Origin of the sequence: Bradyrhizobium sp., assembly GCF_027307225.1 — a bacterium.
Taxonomy (GTDB): domain Bacteria; phylum Pseudomonadota; class Alphaproteobacteria; order Rhizobiales; family Xanthobacteraceae; genus Bradyrhizobium.
Window position 1 is genome coordinate 26,602 of sequence record NZ_DAHUXJ010000121.1, and the last position, 17,965, is coordinate 44,566.

Annotated in this window: 16 protein-coding genes; 5 read left to right on the plus strand and 11 right to left on the minus strand. The window is 62.1% G+C overall.

Annotated features, from left to right (window positions below; genetic code table 11):
- Window positions 1–55: 55 nt before the first annotated feature.
- On the plus strand, window positions 56–325 hold the full coding sequence (locus M6D32_RS20665; RefSeq protein WP_298259685.1) for a hypothetical protein: 270 nt from the start codon (window positions 56–58) through the stop codon (window positions 323–325).
- A gap of 838 nt (window positions 326–1,163) precedes the next feature.
- Complete coding sequence (locus M6D32_RS20670; RefSeq protein ID WP_298259687.1) at window positions 1,164–1,532, plus strand: response regulator; 369 nt, start codon at window positions 1,164–1,166, stop codon at window positions 1,530–1,532.
- 224 nt (window positions 1,533–1,756) lie between these two features.
- Here the strand turns inward: M6D32_RS20670 and M6D32_RS20675 are convergent, their stop codons facing one another.
- Both M6D32_RS20675 and M6D32_RS20680 read right to left on the minus strand, forming a co-directional pair.
- A complete protein-coding gene (locus M6D32_RS20675; RefSeq protein ID WP_298259689.1) occupies window positions 1,757–2,371 on the minus strand; it encodes a hypothetical protein in 615 nt (204 codons plus the stop codon).
- A 619-nt stretch (window positions 2,372–2,990) separates the two neighbouring features.
- Window positions 2,991–3,254 (minus strand): PilZ domain-containing protein, encoded by a 264-nt coding sequence (locus M6D32_RS20680; RefSeq protein WP_298259691.1) that lies wholly within the window; start codon window positions 3,252–3,254, stop codon window positions 2,991–2,993.
- 235 nt (window positions 3,255–3,489) lie between these two features.
- On the opposite strand from M6D32_RS20680, the gene M6D32_RS20685 reads away from it, so the two are divergent.
- Window positions 3,490–3,756, plus strand: coding sequence for a hypothetical protein (locus M6D32_RS20685; RefSeq protein ID WP_298259693.1), 267 nt, complete (start codon window positions 3,490–3,492; stop codon window positions 3,754–3,756).
- A 282-nt stretch (window positions 3,757–4,038) separates the two neighbouring features.
- On the opposite strand, the gene trpS is transcribed toward M6D32_RS20685, so the two are convergent.
- A complete protein-coding gene (trpS, locus tag M6D32_RS20690) occupies window positions 4,039–5,091 on the minus strand; it encodes a tryptophan--tRNA ligase (protein WP_298259695.1) in 1,053 nt (350 codons plus the stop codon).
- A 95-nt stretch (window positions 5,092–5,186) separates the two neighbouring features.
- Window positions 5,187–6,728 (minus strand): murein biosynthesis integral membrane protein MurJ, encoded by a 1,542-nt coding sequence (murJ, locus tag M6D32_RS20695; protein WP_298259698.1) that lies wholly within the window; start codon window positions 6,726–6,728, stop codon window positions 5,187–5,189.
- 103 nt (window positions 6,729–6,831) lie between these two features.
- Between murJ and M6D32_RS20700 the strand changes: the two genes are divergently transcribed.
- The gene (locus M6D32_RS20700; RefSeq protein ID WP_298259699.1) at window positions 6,832–7,833 is read left to right on the plus strand and encodes an adenosine kinase; all 1,002 of its coding nucleotides are present in this window, start codon (window positions 6,832–6,834) and stop codon (window positions 7,831–7,833) included.
- Between the two features lie 50 nt (window positions 7,834–7,883).
- Here M6D32_RS20700 and M6D32_RS20705 read toward each other — a convergent pair whose 3' ends face one another.
- The gene (locus M6D32_RS20705; RefSeq protein WP_298259701.1) at window positions 7,884–9,077 is read right to left on the minus strand and encodes a serine hydrolase domain-containing protein; all 1,194 of its coding nucleotides are present in this window, start codon (window positions 9,075–9,077) and stop codon (window positions 7,884–7,886) included.
- A 332-nt stretch (window positions 9,078–9,409) separates the two neighbouring features.
- On the opposite strand from M6D32_RS20705, the gene M6D32_RS20710 reads away from it, so the two are divergent.
- On the plus strand, window positions 9,410–9,730 hold the full coding sequence (locus tag M6D32_RS20710; protein ID WP_298259703.1) for a hypothetical protein: 321 nt from the start codon (window positions 9,410–9,412) through the stop codon (window positions 9,728–9,730).
- A 119-nt stretch (window positions 9,731–9,849) separates the two neighbouring features.
- On the opposite strand, the gene M6D32_RS20715 is transcribed toward M6D32_RS20710, so the two are convergent.
- The 6 genes from M6D32_RS20715 to M6D32_RS20740 form a co-directional block, all read right to left on the minus strand.
- Window positions 9,850–10,434, minus strand: a complete 585-nt coding sequence (locus M6D32_RS20715; protein ID WP_298259705.1) for a hypothetical protein — start codon at window positions 10,432–10,434, stop codon at window positions 9,850–9,852.
- A gap of 1 nt (window position 10,435) precedes the next feature.
- Window positions 10,436–12,025 (minus strand): hypothetical protein, encoded by a 1,590-nt coding sequence (locus tag M6D32_RS20720; protein WP_298259707.1) that lies wholly within the window; start codon window positions 12,023–12,025, stop codon window positions 10,436–10,438.
- A gap of 129 nt (window positions 12,026–12,154) precedes the next feature.
- On the minus strand, window positions 12,155–14,311 hold the full coding sequence (locus tag M6D32_RS20725; RefSeq protein WP_298259709.1) for a SulP family inorganic anion transporter: 2,157 nt from the start codon (window positions 14,309–14,311) through the stop codon (window positions 12,155–12,157).
- 71 nt (window positions 14,312–14,382) lie between these two features.
- Complete coding sequence (locus tag M6D32_RS20730; protein ID WP_298259711.1) at window positions 14,383–15,297, minus strand: phosphoribosylaminoimidazolesuccinocarboxamide synthase; 915 nt, start codon at window positions 15,295–15,297, stop codon at window positions 14,383–14,385.
- A 44-nt stretch (window positions 15,298–15,341) separates the two neighbouring features.
- Window positions 15,342–16,259, minus strand: coding sequence for a pirin family protein (locus M6D32_RS20735; protein ID WP_298259713.1), 918 nt, complete (start codon window positions 16,257–16,259; stop codon window positions 15,342–15,344).
- A 12-nt stretch (window positions 16,260–16,271) separates the two neighbouring features.
- Window positions 16,272–17,609 carry a Rieske 2Fe-2S domain-containing protein gene (locus M6D32_RS20740; protein WP_298259714.1) on the minus strand — a complete coding sequence of 446 codons (1,338 nt, stop codon included), beginning with the start codon at window positions 17,607–17,609 and terminating at the stop codon, window positions 16,272–16,274.
- Window positions 17,610–17,965: the final 356 nt, after the last annotated feature.

Consider the following 17,965-nt stretch of genomic DNA (forward strand, 5'->3'; position numbering starts at 1 on the left):
TCACATCCCGCCGCTTGGCCCGAAACCGGAGCCAGCGACAGACCCGGAGGAGCCGGTGAAGAAGCTTTTCTTGATCGCGGCGCTTGGCTCGTTGCTGGCCGCATGCTCGGTCGCAGAAACCACGCACCAGGCGAACGCCGACCTCGTGCCGCGAGATCCTCCGTTCGCCAAAGGCAACGCAAGCAACGACACCTTCCATCTGCCAGGCCAGGCGCCGACCGCAAATGCTTCCAATTCGGCGCCGATCCCGCCGCGTGACCCGCCTTACGCAAAAGGTAACGCGAGCAACGACACCTTCCATTCGCCCAGCGGTAGCGTGAACTAGTACCTCGTCACAGTGGTTTTGACCGGTCGAGGGTGGAATTTCCAAGCCTGCAACATGCGCTACCGACGAAGTCATGGTGAGCGCAACCTGCATCGTGAAAGCCGGAGACATTGCGCAGACGCCGCGGACGATCGGCAACAACGCAGCCAGTTGCGATTCCAAGCCGGGCGAGAGCGAGCCGCCGCTAGCCGTCATTATCTGCACCAAACCGCAATAGCGCTGAACGGCTTCGCACGGGACGATGCTTCGCATTGCGAGACGCGATGCGATGTAATGCTAGTGGTCCGATTCTAACATTCGCATCCCTTCTCAGCGTGCACTTTTGCGAATGTTAGAATCAAAGGACCACTACCAAATATATGATTCTAGTGGAGCTTAGGATTTGACATTCGCTTTGCGAATTCGCGGCCGGGTGGGTCGCGAATGTCAAATCCACTCCACTAGTGTGGCGACACTGACGTTCCTTTCAGTTTCGCAAAGCCACACTAGAATCATATATTTGCTAGTGCGGCGAATTTGAAGTTCCTATCAGTTTCGAGGTGAGTTCGTTATGGGAACTTCAAATTCAAAGCCGCACTAGAAACAATAAGTTGCTAGAGCTCCTTTGATTCCGAAGTTCGCATCGGTGCGGCCGCAATAGCTTGCGAACTTCGGAATCGGAGCTCTAGTGTCCCCTCGGTTCTGACATTCGTAAAAGTGTTCGCCGAGATACGATACGAATATCAGAACCAGGACACTAGTTCCGCGCGTGGAACCGGTTTCATTTTCAGCAACGACTGCGCGAAACCACTCCGACTTTTCCGCATTAACATAAGTTAGAAAATGGGAGGAGCCGACCATGGGACAATCAAAGCCGTTTCGCCCGATCGCCCTGGTCGTCGAGGACGACCCGATCCAGCGTGAGATGATCGCGCTGCTGCTGGAGGAAACCAACTATGACGTCATTCAATGCGAGGATGCGGAAACGGCCGAACTCGCGTTGAAGAACCGCCACCCGGCGCTTCTCGTCACCGACGTCTCGCTGGTCGGCGAGATGACCGGCCTCGACCTCGTCGAGTGCGCGCGCAGGGTCAATCCGTCGCTTCGCGTCATCGTGATGTCCGGACAGCCGCCGGCGCATGCGTTGCCGGATGGCGTGACCTTCTTCGCCAAGCCGTTTTACCCGGTCGAACTGATCCGCGAGGTCAGCCCCGGCCGCAGGCATTGAGCGATCACCTTCTTGGAGCTTGCGGCTGCCTTCTTGGAGCTCAGATCTCCCTTTTCACCTCTCCCCGCTTTCGGGGAGCGTCGACGCGAGTGAAACGAGCATCGGGGTGGGGACGTTCGATCGAGATCGTCTCGAAGAGATCTGTGGCAGCAGGCGCCCCCACCCGACCGGCCTTCGGCCGGCCACCCTCCCCACGCGTTCCGCGGGGGAGGGACAGAAACTTGTCAATTCTTGGTGCGGGTCGCCGAGGCAAACGCGTCCTTCACGGCGCTCGACAGTTTTGACAGCGTGCAGGCCAGCGAATCTTCGGCACAGTGCACCCTTCCCCGCTGTTCGGCGAGGCGCCGCGGCACCGGCAGCGGCACGTTGGCGGCGGCCGGCGCGAGCGACAGCGGCCCAGCCGCGCCCTGACGCGCGCTCTCGAGATCGGCGCGCAGCTTGACATCCTGCTCCCTGGCGAGCGCCGCCGAGACCGCCTCGCGCCGCTGCCCCTCGAGATAGGTGAGATAATCGCGATCGATCTTCTTGCGCTCTTCCGCCGTCGGATTCGGACCGGCGATGTCGAACTTCTTGTCCTGCATGAAGTCGTAATAGGTATAGCCGGAGCCGTCGGCCTTGCGCCGGCCGGCAAAGCGCGCGCCGCAGCCGGTAAGCCCGCCGTTGAGCTCCTCGCCCTGCGCGCCTTGCGCCTGCATCCGCCCGACGCAGTCTTCGTAGTCGCGGGCGTAGTCCGGCGACGACGCGCCGCCGAATTCAAGCCACACAAAGGCCAGCGCAACGGCGGCGGACGCGGCGACCGCAAGCAACCACGCTGCTACGCTATTCCCGAAATGAAACATTCCCCGCAATTCCCCTTTAGTCCCGCCGTTCCGAAATCCCCAAAGCAGCTGAGAAGGCAGCAGAGAAAGCAGTTGAGAAGGCCGCTGGCAAGCCAGCCAACGCGGCGAATGCTGCCAGGGACCTCGAGCCGAAAGCGGTACTAAAACCCCATCATTCTCCAGCGCCCGTGACGTCCTGAGTTCGGCTCCCCGGCGGCGAACTCGCGGCCAGACCGATAGGAACTTCAGATTCGCCGCACTAGTCCCGATTCGCTGACTAGGCGGCGCGATTGCGGGTTTTTGCAGGCAAGAACAGGATCATGTTGCAGCGCGGCCACAACTGCGGGTTATTTGCCACGCGCATGTTCTTGCCACTTTTGCGCAGCGATCGCGGAGCACAATATCGCTGTCACGCAGAAGGTGTGGTTATGCCTGTTACCAAAGCTCTCGCAACGCTTGCTTCAGTCACCGCCGTCGCGTGCGGCCTGTTCGCCTTCAGCTGGGTTGGCCTCGCGCTGCTCGGCTTCTGAGAGACGCCGATCGGACGTTCTAAGTCGACGGCCTCTACTGCTCTCGCCTTGGTTGAAAGCGCCGTTCCGAAACGGCCAATTCGCGAAGGCTCACCGCTCACGAAAGCCAGTTAGAACGCTACGCCGATCCGGATGCCGCGCCGCCAGACCAGGCGGCTTTTCTTTTTCACGCCGCCGTGCAGCACCTCGAAGCGATCCGGCAGCTGCACCATCGGAAAGATCTCAAGGCACGCCCCGCCCCGCGAATAGTCGATCAGCCGGCAGGTGATCACCGGCTGCTTTGCGCCCACGATGATCTGCGCCTGGGCCGCGATCGCGGTGCTGGGCCGAACGCGCTGATAAAGGCGCTGCGGTTTGGGTTCGGGCGTCATCATGCCACACATGCTCCGCCATCCCAGGTTACGGTATCCTTAAGCGGCGCCGCGGACGGCGGCGACATCCTTAGCGAACGCAATTTGAATCAAAACGGATGGCGTACACGCCCCGCGGCGCTGCCTGCGAGACCCTGCATCGCACAACATTCTCGTTCAAGTTTTAGCGAAGGGTCCAAGGGGCTCTTAAGCGGCGGCGTGCAGACTGCACGAAAGACATATTCCTGCGGGGACGCTCATGCTTGATGAAAAGATCAAGATCAAATGCACGAAATGCTCGCAGATGTTTCGCGAGCGCGCGCAGCGCGTGCGCAACGGATTCCAGACCAACTGCCCTCATTGCAACCGCCTGATCACCTTCGACGGCACTGCCGAGGATCGCAATGTCCGCAAGGCGCTTTTGAACGCCAAGGAGAAGCGGACCGAGATCGAGGCGAGCCGCCGCGCGGCTGCGGTCGCGGCCGAAGGCGCGCCTGTACCGGTGATGGATCGCAGCCAGTATTAGTGGAGTGGTTTTGTCTCTGACGTTGCTTCGAAGAACCCGCGGCAATACCCAAAAGGAACGTCAGCCTCGCCACACCAGCCGCGGCCAGTGCCGCCTATTTGAAGTTCCTGCACCAAAAGCGGCGAATTCGATGGGGTGCGAATTTCAAATCCACTCCACCGGTATGCTGCCATGGCGCAGCCATCCCCGACAAGCGGGGAGGGTGACGGGGGGTGCGTAAAATCTGAAATGTTTCGGGGCGCGGCGCTTTTTGGGTGCGCCGCGGCATTTTGAAGGATGGAACTAACGCTTTCGGATAAAGCCGACGATGTCCCGCGTCAGCTTCATGGTTTCATCGGCGATGGCCCGCGCCCGGTCGGCGCCATCGACCAGAACGGCGTCGACATAGCCGGGATCTGCCACCAGCCGCTTCATTTCGGATGCGATCGGCGACAGCTTTGTGACGCAAAGCTCTACCAGCGAATTCTTGAAGTTGGAGAACTGCCCGCCGCCGAATTCGCGCAGCACGTCAGCCTTGTTGCGGCCCGATAGCGCGGCAAAGATTCCGACCAGATTGTCGGCCTCGGGGCGGATCTCCAGGCCCTTTTCTTCCGACGGCAAAGGTTCGGGGTCGGTCTTGGCCTTGCGGACCTTCTGCGCGATCGTGTCGGCGTCGTCCGTCAGGTTGATCCGCGAGTAATCGGAGGGATCGGATTTCGACATCTTCTTGGTGCCATCGCGCAAGCTCATCACCCGTGTCGCCGGACCCGTGATCAAGGGCTCCGGCTGCGGGAAGAACAAGCCTTCATTGAAGCCGTGGCCGCGGATCGAATCGCCGAAGTCGTTATTGAACTTTTGCGCAATATCGCGCGACAATTCGAGGTGCTGCTTCTGGTCCTCGCCGACCGGAACATGCGTGGCGCGATAGAGCAGGATGTCCGCCGCCATCAGCACCGGATAGTCGTAGAGACCCACGGATGCGTTCTCGCGGTCCTTGCCGGCCTTTTCCTTGAACTGGGTCATGCGGCTCAGCCAGCCGACGCGGGCGACGCAGTTGAAGATCCAGGTGAGCTCGGTGTGGCCGCTGACCTGGCTCTGGTTGAACACGATGTGCTTTTTTGGATCGATGCCGGCGGCGATGAACGCCGCGGTCACTTCACGCGTGGTGCGCGCAAGCTGCGACGGACCGCCCCATACATCGACGCCTTGCGTGATCGCGTGCAGATCGACGACGCAATAGAGACAATTATAGGTCTCTTGCAACTTCACGAAATTGACGATCGCGCCGAGGTAATTGCCGAGATGCAGATTACCGGTCGGCTGCACGCCTGAAAAAACCCGTTCAACATTCGCCATGGTCAGTTTCCGAGGGGCCTGGTATCGCGCCATTTATTACGTGGCATGGCGCTTTGCGCCGTCCATTGCCATGCAAGTCCGGCTTGCGCAAGCTTTCAGACGCTGCTTTGACGGAAGGCGCTGATCGCCTCATTCCATCTGATCACGCCCAGCAAGACCAGAAACAGGCCATAGACCGCGATTCCGCCCGCAATCAGCACCGCCGTCAGGAGTAGATGCATCGGCACGGGTGCATCGGCCGAAGTCAGCACAAACGGCGCGGTTAGCCACAGCAAGCCCCCCATCGCGAGCGCGGCCACGACGATCCGAAGCAGGCGGCGTCGCGCCGCGGCGTCGATCGAGAAGCCGAAAGTATTGGCGCCGCGGCGGATCAAAGACAGCGCCCCGCTCCAGGCGCCGAACGCGATGGCGACCGCGATGCCCGGGACGCCGAACAGCCGGCCGAGCACGATGGCCAGAACGATCGTGACCGCGAGGCCCTTGAGCGTTGCCCACAGTGGGGTCATGGTATCGCCGCGGGCGAAAAAGGCAGGCGACAGCGCCTTGATCAACACCTGCGCCGGGAGAGCGAGCGCCAGCCATGCCAACGCTTGCGCGGTGCCGGTGGTATCGGCCGCGACAAATGCGCCATGCTGGAACAGGAGCCGTACCACCGGATCGCTCAACGCGATCAATCCAAGCGTGGCCGGAAGCGCAAGTCCGGTTGCAAGTTCAAGTCCGCGCGACTGGGCGTGTGTCGTTGCGTTGTGATCGTCGGCGTGCACGGTGCGCGCCAGCTCCGGCACCAGCACGGCGCCGACGGCGACGCCGACGATGCCGAGTGGCAGCTCGATCAGACGGTTGGCGAAATAAAGCCACGACACCGCCGACGGCGAGCTCGACGCAACGATGGCGCCGGCGACGATCAAGAGTTGCGGTCCGGCGCCGGCGACCATGCCGGGAATTGCCTTGGCTAAAAAGCCACGCATCTCGGAATCGAAGGTTACGCGCAGGGGGGTGGCGAAATGGCTGCCGCGCGATCGCAAGATCAGGATCAGCAACTGCAACAGTCCGGCGATGCCGACGGTCGTGGCGACCGCAAATGCTGCGTCCGATTCATCCCATCGCCGCAAGAACAGGACGATCATGACCGCGATCAAGGCGCTATTGAACAGCAGCGGTGCAAATGCCGTCAGCGCGAAGCGGCCTTGTGCATTCAACAGCGCCATGGTCACCGTCGCCGGTCCGGCAAACGCGAGATACGGCAGCATCAGACGAGCATCGGTCACTGCAGGATGCAGGGTTGTTGCGGCAAAGCCGGGTGCCAACGCCGCGATGATCAAAGGCATCAACAGGCCCGCTGCGACGGTTAGTGCGATCAGTGCCGTGCTGACGGTGCCGAGCACGCGGCCTGCGAAGGCTCCGGCCGCGACGGGGCCTTTCGTCTCGTTCACGGAAAGCCAGATCGGCACCAGCGCGTTGTTCAGCGCGCCTTCCGTCAGCAGTCGCCGCACCACATTGACGAGCTGAAACGCCAGCAGAAAGGCGTCGGCGACCGGGCCCGCGCCGAGCAGCGCCGCGACCATGGCATCGCGCGCAAAGCCGAGCAGCCGCGAGGCCAGCGTTCCCGTCGATACCGTGAGAAGTGAGCGAATCATCGGTTCTTCTATAGCAGACGTGCGGATTTGAGTTTGCGTCGGTCGCGGGGATCGTGATAGGCGGCTACCACCTATCAATCGGATATCTCGTCAGGACAGACACATGACCGCCGCGAAATACGACGTGCTCGGGATCGGCAATGCCATTTTCGACGTATTGGTGCAGACCGACGAGGGTTTTTTGAGCCGTCACGGCATGACCAAAGGCGGCATGTCGCTGATCGATGAGGCTCGCGCGTCCGCAATCTATCGCGACATGGGGCCGGCGACCAAGATGTCGGGTGGGTCGGCGGCCAACACCATCGTCGGCATCGCCAGCCTCGGCGCCCGCGCTGCCTATGTCGGCAAGGTCAGGGATGATGAGGTCGGTCGTCTGTACACGAACGATATCCGCGCTGCCGGCGTCGCCTTTGAGACCAGACCGGCCATTGGCGGTCCGGCCACCGGATGCTCCTATATTCTGGTGACGGGCGATGGCGAGCGCACGATGAACACCTATCTCGGCGCGGCGCAGGAATTGATGCCGGCCGATATCGACGCCGACCAGGTCTCGGCCGCCGCGATCCTTTATCTCGAAGGTTATTTGTGGGACCCCAAGAGCGCCAAGGAAGCCTTTGTGAAAGCGGCGGCGATTGCCCACAAAGAGGGCCGCCAGGTCGCGTTGACCTTGTCGGATGCGTTTTGCGTCGACCGCTATCGCGGCGAATTTCTCGAATTGATGCGCAAGGGCACCGTCGATCTCGTTTTCGCCAATGAGGCCGAACTGCATTCGCTCTACCAGACGTCGGATTTCGACACCGCACTGAAGCAATTGCGCGGCGATGTAGGTCTTGCCGCGGTGACGCGAAGCGAGAAGGGATGCGTCGTCGCTTCAAAGGATGGGGTGACGGCGGTGCCGGCGTTTCCGATCAAGCGGCTCGTCGACACGACAGGCGCGGGCGATCTTTTCGCGGCAGGCTTTCTGTTCGGCCTTTCGCGCGGCGCCGGTCATGAGAATGCCGGCCGCCTCGGCGCGCTCGCCGCGGCGGAAGTGATCCAGCACATCGGCGCGCGGCCGCAGGTCTCGCTGAAAGAGTTGGCCCGGCAAAACGGATTGCCGGTCTAGCCCCGGCTTGCTGCCTCTCCCCGCCGTGAGCGGAGAGAGGCTCTCAAAGGTCACGCCGCCTTGCGGCCGCCGGCTGCGTCGAGCCCGTCATAGACGCCGCGTTCGAAGCCCGCGAAGGCCTCCAAACACTTTCCGTCGGCAAACGGCAATACCTGCATCAGGATCACGCCGGCCACGTCGCGGGCCGGATCGATCCAGAAGTAGGTATTGGCAAGACCGGCCCAGGCGAGGCTGCCGGGGCTGCGGCCTTCCGGCGTCTTGCCGGTATTGATCAGGAAGGAAAGCCCCCATTTTTTGACCATGCCCGGATAGAGATCGACATCGTTGGTGTAAGGCGGCGCGGCCGAAACCATCTTGGTCACGACGAGGTCGCCGATATTGTTCTGGCTCATCGCGGCCACGGTCTCAGCCTTGAGTACCTGATTGCCGTTGCCGCGCCCCTTGTTGAGGATCATCTGGGTGAACTTGATGTAGTCGCCGGCCGTGCCGTAGAGCCCGCCGCCACCCATGTGGAATTCCGGGTTCTGCTCGAGTTCGAACTCGAACGTCGCCAGCGAACCATCCGCTCCGCGCGTATGCATGCCGACAAGCCGCTTGCGCATCGAGTCCGTGAGCTTGAAGCCGGTGTCGTTCATGCCGAGCGGCGCAAACAGGTGGTCGCGCAGATAGGCGTCGAGCTTTTTGCCGCTGACCGCTTCCACCGCCTTGCCGACAAAATCGATATTGGTGCCGTATTCCCAGCGGGTACCAGGGTCCGAAGCGATCGGTGTTTTCAACGCGGCATTCTGGCAGGTGATGATGCCTGGGATACCAGCCTTGGTCAGGTAAGTCCCCATGTCGCCGTTCCACATGTCGTAGCAGAAGCCCGCAGTGTGCGTCATGAGCTGGCGTAGCGTGATCGGAGACTTCGCCGGCCGCAGCTTCGCTTCGCCCTTGGCATCGAACCCATCCAGCACCTGCGGCGCCGCGAGATCGGGCAACAGCTTGCCGATCGGCGCATCGAGTGCGAGCTTGCCCTGTTCGACCAGCTGCATCGCCGCCGCGGTTGTGATCGCCTTGGTCATCGAGGCGATCCAGAACACACTGTCTGCCGTCATGGCATCTTGCTTGGACAGATCGCGCTTGCCGAACGCGCCCTGGTAGATCACCTCACTGCCGCTGGCGGCCATGGCGACGATGCCAGGGATTTCCACGGCATCGCTGTTCTGACGCAGAATCTTGTCGATCTGGGCTTTGCTTTGCATGGGGTACCTCCGGAAAGTTTTTTGAAGCGCGCGATCTTCCTCCCCGGTGTTTTCTGCCGCAAGCGCAGTACTTTCCGGTCGCGATCTCGTGAACGACAGGAGCCAGACGGGACGATGCGCGGTAGGTCCCGCCGCAAATGCCACAATTTCCAGTCAATCGGACCGAATTGCCGGCCGGATTCGATCGATCTCCGGGGTCGTTGTGGGACAGATTCCATGTCGCATCTCCAGTAATGCGTTCACATCACAGCGGAAATGCAGCATGCGCGTTGCATTTGGTCCGCGTTTGGATCAAATGAAGTGTGGCGTGGGCAAGGCAAGAGGAACGTTGGATGATCACGACCTGGAGCGAATGGAAGCGGTACCCGCGGACCGGACGGGGTGAGAACCTTGAGGCGCCGATCTCGCCCGGTATCTACGAAGTTCGCTTTGCTGCAACCGGAGCGCTGCATTCGTTCGGCGCGGTCGACAATGTCGCCCAGGCACTGGCGCTGCTGTCGACGGCTTCCAAATCCTGGTTCAGCCGCCGCGGGCCCGCGCAGACGCCCGATCTCGAATATCGCACCTGCGCTACGACCACGAAGGCGGACGCCAAGGCTGCCGCCGAGCGCATGATCGGGCGGCGCGAAACCTATCTGAGCGGCGCAGCCTGATCGCGACTCCCCGGACAGCCGCGCCGTCCAGACCGCCGCCACACGCGCTTCGCAATCCGCCCCGAAGCTGCGGGATCGTTTGTGATGGCGGGTGTCTGACATCGAGATTTGAGATGGGCCTAAAGTCCGAGCGTCACTTCGGCCCAGTGCACGACGACCTCGCTGTTGAGGAACGCGATGACGCTGGGCTCGAGTTCTTTCGGCGCATCGTGCGCGACGGTTGTGGTGGCGACAATCGCATCGCAACGGTCGTTGAAGGCGATCGCGAGCACCGAACCCGGCGCGTGATAGGGCTCTGATACAGCATAGGCGCGGCTGCGGCCTTTCATCCAGGCGATCTTGATCTCGTGGCCCGCGCCCAAAACCTGCGGCTTGCCGCCCATCAAATTAAAATCGCTGAGGCGGTCGAGCTCGTTGTCGTCGGAGACGCCGGTCAGGCAATTGCAAAAGCCGATCTTGGCGCGGATGTAGACGTTGACCTCGACGCCGCAATCCGCCCGCGCGCAACGAAATGCCTTGCCTTCTCCCCACTCGTCGGTCGGAAACGGCCATTTGGCCTCGGTAAATCTGGGATGGCTCGGCGCCATCAGAGCCTGGCTTTGCACGCGCATCGGCCAGGCGAAAAACCCCGACAAGCCGGCAAGCGCCCCGAGCCCAAGGCCCAGCACCACGGCAATGACGGCGCCTCGTCTTCTTCCTGTCATGCTAATTGCTCGCGACGAAGGTCCGCGCCTTGGCGAGCGCTGGCCGATCGGATTTCGAGTCGGCGGCGAGCGCGATCAGCTTTTCGTAATTGGATTTCGCGGTTGCCGTCTCGCCCAATTGCTGCGCGGCTTGAGCCGCGCCGGAATAGCCGTTGAAGCGGTTCGGCTCCTTCGCTTTTGTCGCCTCGAACGCCGCCAGCGCTTCCCTGGCCATGCCGTGATCGAGCAGCATGAAGCCATAGAGCTCGCGCGCCGGCGCGAGCGGTCCAGGCGTGACCGGCGCCTTCTCGGTCTTGTTGTCTTCGGTATTCGCGGCCGCAGACATCGCCTTCAGCCCGTCGTCATGCTTGCCGTCGGCATAGAGAATCCAGGCATTTGCAATCTGTTGCTCGACATCGACCTGCGTCGCCCAATAATCGCTCTTGGCCGAGCGAAGGCGATCGCGTAGTTCGACCAGCTTGGCAGCGTCAGCCTTGGCTGCGGCGACGCCTCCCGAGCGTGCCTCGCCCAGCGCGCGGGCGAAATACGAAATGGCCATCGCTTGCGGAAACTTGTTCGGCTTGACGTCAAGCTTGGCGGCAGCGCTCCAGTCGCCGCGCTCGACCACGTAGCGGGCGGGCGCAGCGGCGCGCGCAAACGCGCCGGCGAAGGAATTGGCATCGGGTGTTATCGCTTCGATGGCGTCGATGGCTTGGCGCGCCTTGTCGTCCTGCGCAAGCTGCAGATAGGCGTAGACCATGTAGTCCCCGCCATGCAGCTGTTCGCCCGTTTCCTCGGCGGCGCGAGCCGCCGCCACCGAGGCAAGATTGGCGGCAATCGATTCCTTCCAATAGCCGACGCGGGTGAAAATATGCGACGGCATGTGCTGCGCATGCGGCGCGTTCGGGGCGATCTTGGCGTAACGCAGCGCCGCCGGCAGGCCCTTGGCTGCGATCGCCGGATAGTCATAGAGATGGATCAGGTAGTGAGCGATGCCGGGATGCTGGGGCTGACGCTGCCAGATCGGTTCGAGGATCGCGGCGCCCTTGAGCTGGTTGGCGTAGGTCTTGTCGGCGGGCGAAGCCGCGACATTCAGCGTGATCGCATAGAATATCTGCGCTTCGTCGTCATCGGGGTATTTCGCGGCGAGCGCTTCCATCTTTTTCAGATAAGTCTGCACACGCGCTTGCTGGGGAACCTTGTCGTAGTCGACATACATCACCGACAGCGCGTCGATGTAATCGCGTTCGCGTTCGCTCTTGGCATCCGTTTCCTTTGCCTTCTGGATTGCGGCCAGCCCAAGCGGCAGGTTGGGGGCGGGGATCGCACTGTGCGGATTGCCCAAGAGCGACAGCGCCATGCCCCAATAGGCGATGGCACAGGTGGGGTCGGCCTTGAGGGCCTCCTCGTAGATCTCTTTCGATTGGGCATACCAGAACGAATGCTGGTAGCGCATGGCGCGGTCGAACCGCCGCTGCGCGACCTCGTTGCAGGTCGTCGCAAAGTGCACCTTGCCGAGCTTTTGATCGGCTTGATCCTGCGCCCCAGCGATCGAGCAGGCTGCAACGATCGTTGCGGCCGCCAAAGTCGAAGCAACCAGAAACGCGCGCATGATATTCTCCCGTTCACCTTGAGAGAGCTGGAATTGAAACCCGATGCGTCCGGCGATCATAGGCCGGCATGACAGGCTTCTCAACGCGCCGGTTGAGCGATTCCGGTCATAACGGCGCGATCCAGTCACTTACCGCCGCAGCACGCCGATCAGGCGATTGGCGAAAGTCAATCGCTCGGCCATGACAAGCACGAAAAACGTCAGCAGTTTCTGGCTGAGCCTGGGGTTCTCCGTCTTGATCGCTTCGAACTGCTGGATGCTCAGGCCATAGAGAATGCTGGCGATCTCGGCCTGGATGGTGGCGTTGCGCGGCGCGCCCGCCACAAGGCCCATCTCGCCGATGGTCGTATAGCGGCCGAGGCTTCGCACTCGCGTCAGGGCGCCGTCGCCGGTCGAAATCATCACCCCGACGCGTCCGTCGAGAATAAAGTGCATGGAATCGGCGGCGTCACCGGCGCGCACGATGATGTCGCCGGCACGAACCTCCAGCCGCTCGCAGCGATGCACCAGTTCCGTCGCATCCTGTTCAGTGCCGAGGATGCGGGTGAACCAGTCCCGCAACGAGGCTTCCTCGCCGCCGTTGCCCTCATGCTGAGCGATGATTTCGTTCTCGCACCACTCCAGGGCATGATCGAGCTCCGGCATGATGCTGACCTCGTTCGAGATGAACTCGCTCGATCGCAGCGCTTTCTCCGCGGCCGCCTGCATGTTCACCAGAACCAGTCGGATGCCGCGGTCGTGAGCCACGCGCTTGATCTGGGCAAAGCTGTAGGCGGCGGAAGAGTCGATGCCGGTCACGAGCTTGAAGTCGAAAAGAAGAAAGCGGCATTCCGGATGGCGCGCCAGCAGCGCCTTGACGTGCTGATAGAGGCGATTGGCCGAGCCGAAGAACAGGTAGCTCTGCAGATTCAGACCCTGAATGCTTCGGCCGTGGGCAGCAAGCACTCCGAGCTGCTCGCGAGAGCGATCGAGCGAGCTTCGATATTCCGATCCGTCGAAGGCGAACTTGATGGAATCGATGCGCGAGGCGCTCAGGGCGAAGGTCGCGCAACCGATGACGACGCCGATCAGGATGCCGGCAATGAAGCCCCATTGCACGATGATGACGATGATGGCGAGCAGCGACAGATATTCGATGAAGGAAAGCCGCCGCCGCGACTGCACGATCCATTTGTGAAGCCCGTCGGCGCCGAGATAGATCAGCAGGCCGCCGAGTACGAATTTCGGCATATAGCCGAGCAGCGTGGGCACGAACGCCAGCATCAATAGCGAAATGACGGCAACCGTCAGTCCGGACAGCGGGCTGGTGCCACCGCTGTTGAAGTTCAGCACCGAGCGGCTGATGGAGATGCAGCCGGGATAGCCGCCGAAAGCGCCGGTGAGCATGTTGGCAAGTCCGGTGACATTGAGTTCGCGCTCCAGATTGGCCTCGCGGTTGGTCGCGACTTCGATGCCGGTGGTATTGAACAGCGTGGAGGAAGCGGTCACGAAGATGACGGCGACCAGGTTGCCGGAAAGATCCGCCAGAAGCTGCCAGGGATAATGACTGAGAGCTTCGCTGCTCCACGGCAGCATGAAGGTGACGCTGGGCGGCGGCTCGAAGGTCCAGCCCGCGGCCTGGGCCTCCGCCACGGAGATGCCGGCCAGCCAGAACAGGACATGCGCTGCAACGACGCCGCCGACGAGAATGGCAGGCAATCCGAATGACGTGCGCGAGCGGTGCCACGTCATATAGAGCACCAGCGCCATCACACAGGCGGCTGCGAGCTTCGACAGCGTCACGAGATCGGCGAAATGACCGAGCATTGCGAATTGCAGGCGCTGGCCAGTGATGACGCGGACCGCGCCGAGCAGGATCAGGCAGCCCGTCGCACCGAGAAAGCCGCCGACCACTGGATATGGCACGTAGCGGATCGCACGGCCCATGCGCGTCATGCCGAAGCCGCACAGCACGGCGCCCGTGAGCACCGTCGTCAACGCCAGCGTGATCAAGACGGGCGCCAGCAGCGGCGCGGAGGGGTTGGCCGCGACGATACGCTCCACCATGGACGAGGCCAGAATGCCGGTCATGGCCGCGGTGGAGCTGTCGGGCCCCGAAACCGCAAAAGGCAGCGAACTGCCGAGCGCGATCACGGCGGCGAGGATAGCGGACGAGATGAAGGTCGTGGCAACGCCGTAGGACAAATAGGGCGCGAGAGGACCGCCAAAGATCAGCAGCGCGTAGGACAGCCCGAACGTGACGGCGAGCACGCCGGCGGCGCTGCCGCCGAGAATATCCTTTAGCATCGCGCGAGGCGACAGCCTCGATGGAAGAGCCGCCGACGGAGTGCTCACCTGCGCGTCCCCCGGGGGTCGGTTTATAATTTGAGATCGTGTCCGGTGACGCGACGATAGGCTTCGAGATAACGCCTGCTGGTCGCATCCACGACACTGGCCGGCAGCGGTGGCGGCGGCGCCTCGCCGTTCCAGCGGCGGGCATGGCGCTCGACATCGAGATAATCGCGCAACGGCTGCTTGTCGAAACTCGGTTGCGGCTGGCCGGCTTTGTAGACGTCGGCGGCCCAGAAACGCGAACTGTCCGGCGTCATCACCTCGTCGATCAGGATGATTCGGCCGTCGGCGTCGCGTCCGAACTCGAACTTGGTGTCGGCGATGATGATGCCGTGCACGCGGCTGATTTTTTCGCCGCGCGTGTAGACGGCACGCGTCATGCTTTCCAGCGCCTCAGTGACGTCACTGCCGACAATCTCGCGCATCCGCTTGACCGTGATGTTTTCGTCATGGCCGCTCTCGGCCTTGGTGGCGGGGCTGAAGATCGCGGGCGTCAGCTTGCCACTTTCGAGAAGACCAGGCGCGAGTTTCTCGCCGGCCAGCGTGCCCTGTCCGACATATTCCCTCCAGGCCGAGCCGGAGAGATAGCCGCGGATCACGCATTCGATCGGAAATACTTTCGTCCGCTTGGACAACATCGCGCGTCCCAGAAGCGAAGCGCGATGGTCTTTCAGCGCAGGCACCTCGCGGATGATGGTGTCGGCATCGGCGCTGATCATGTGATGCGGCACCACGCCTTCCAGTTGCTTGAACCACCAGGCGCTGATCTGCGTCAGCACCGCGCCCTTCATCGGGATGGTCTCGGCCATCACGATGTCGAAGGCGGAGATGCGGTCGGTGGTCAAAAGCAGCACGCGGTCGTCGCCGACGCTGTAGATGTCGCGAACCTTGCCGCGCCCGATCCGCGGAAGAGGCAAGTCGCTCGCCAGCATGGTGGTCATGGACACTACTTTCAAAAACGGACGTGCGCCGGGATGAGAGAAGGTCACTCCGGCAGCGGAATGAACTCGTGTTCGTTGGGGACAGGCGCAAAGCGACCGGACTTCCAGTCCTGCTTGGCCTGCTCGATCCGCTCTTTACTGGATGAAACGAAGTTCCACCAGATATGACGCGGACCTTCGAGCGCATCTCCACCGAGAAACATCATCCGCGTCGGCCTGAGCGTTTTGACCGTGATGCGGTCGCCGGGCCGGAACACCAGTAGCCGCGGACCCTCATAGCGGTCGCCCGCGATCTCGATCTCGCCGTCCACCACATAGATCGCCCGTTCCTCCTGGTTGGGATCGAGCGGTACGTTGACGCCGGTGTCCGCTGTCACCTCGACATAGAACCACGGCGAGACCATTGCGACCGGCGAGGTCGCGCCGAAGGCGCTGCCGGCGATGACCCGCGTCGAAATACCGCGATCGGTCACGGTCGGAAGATCCGTTGCCGCATAATGCTGGAAGGTCGGCGCGATCTCCTCCTTGGCCGCAGGCAGCGCGATCCAGCTCTGCAGGCCCAGCATCTTCTGGCCGTTCTGGCGCTGAAGGTCCGGCGTGCGCTCGGAATGGGCGATGCCGCGGCCCGCCGTCATCAGGTTCATGGCGCCGGGCTGGATCTCCCGGACGTTGCCCTCGCTATCGCGGTGCATGATGCTGCCGTCGAACAGGTAGCTGACGGTGGCAAGCCCGATATGGGGATGCGGGCGCACGTCCATGCCCTTGCCGGACAGGAACTGCACCGGGCCGAAATGATCGAAGAAAATGAACGGGCCGACCATCTGCCGTTTGCCGTGAGGCAGCGCGCGGCGGACCTCAAAGCCGTCGCCGAGGTCGCGGGTGCGCGGCACGATGACCAGTTCCAGCGCATCGCACGAGTGGGAATCGCCAAGGACCGGATCGTTCGAGGGTTGCCAGCTCATTTCCTTCTCCGTTCACTCCGCCGCGGCGATGTATTGCTGTCCGACATAACCAGCGGGATCGCCGAACCGTTCGATCATCACCGCAGGCAGGTCCTTTTCCTTGTGCGTCACGCATCCACCCGAGCGCACCGCATAGCGCGCCTGATGCGCAAGATGCGGCGGCGCGGTGCCTTCCAGGAGTTCACGCGCCGTCTCCATGATCAGCTTGCGGAAGTGCATGATGCCGAGATCGGTGGGGCCGAGATGCTCACGGGTCCGATCGGCGATCGGACCCTGGCTATCCTGGACGGCCGCATCCTGCTCGGAGACGCCCTTGATGCCGGTATAGCTTTTGGTCTTCTGAAGCTTGCGGTCGATCAGGTAGTCGTTCGACTTGTTGCGCAGCGGCACATAATTCTCGTCGACGTCGGCGATCACGCCATGGCCATGCGAATAGGCCTCGCGTTCGGCCGATGTCAGCGGGCGCTCTGGATTCCACGCATAGGTGTAGATCCAGCAACTGGTGTCGGTCACCGGCACAAAGCTCTGGCCGAAGATGCTGTCGCCCGGCATCGCGCTCGGCGCGTAGCTGTGCACCGGCATCAGAAATTGCGCGATCCGCCAATAGATATTGTCGTCACTGGCGATGCGGCCGCCGGCGATCGTCAACCCGGCCTCATGCGGGTTGATCTTGATCACGGGCCGCGGGTCTTGCGCGATCCAGCGCATGTGGTCGGTGCTCACGCGCGAGATCGGATTGATGAAATGCTTCTTGATGTCGAGGATTTCGTCTTCGTCCTTGTCGAACGCCAGATGCGCGAAGGTGAAATGCGCGGTATCGATCGAACCTTCCAGCGCCTGCACCCAGTTGCAGTCCTGCCATTTCTTGCTGACGAAGCGATGCGATGCAGGCACCAGCGCCATTTCCAGCGCGGGCAGTTCCGGCACCTCGCCCGCGGGTCCCATATAGGCCCAGATCATCTCGCCCCATTCGCGCACGGGATATGACTTGATTCGGATCAGGTCCTTGGCGCTAAGGTCCGGATAGGAGGTCGGCATGTCCATGCACTGGCCGTCGGTGTCGAACTTCCAGCCGTGATAGACGCAGCGGATGCCGCATTCCTCGACGCGGCCGAGCCAGAGATTGGCGCCGCGATGCGGACAATACTGGTCGATGACGCCGACCACGCCTCTGGTGTCGCGGAACGCGAGCAGTTCCTCGCCCATCACCACGATCTTCTTTGGTGGTCCGTCGGCTTCCGGCAATTCCTTAGACAACAGCACAGGAAGCCAGAAACGCCGGAGCAGGTCGCCCATCGGTGTGCCGGCGTCGCTTTGGGTGAGAAAGCGGTTGTCCTCCGCACGGAGCATGGCGCGCCTCCGAGGTTTAGGGTCTTTTGGCCAAGCTTGGCTCAGCGCAAGCGGGCCGTCAACGCAACTTGTCGTTCCCGCGGTGTCATCTCTCAGCAGTCGTTGCGAGGGTGAAAGCGACGAGGCAATCCACTCTCGTCATGGCCGGGCTTGACCGATCAAGTCCGGGCATGACGGACTGCGTCCGCATCGACAGCTCAGACACATCTTTGCGCTCCCGCGGCACATTAGCACCCGAGTTCTTGCAAAATTTTGTCCCTCGGAAAAATCAGAGGGCGCGCGGGAATGCCGGGTGCTGGCCGCACCCACAGCCTCGCACGCAAAGTAGAAAAGCGTACGAGTTAGTCACCGCAGGT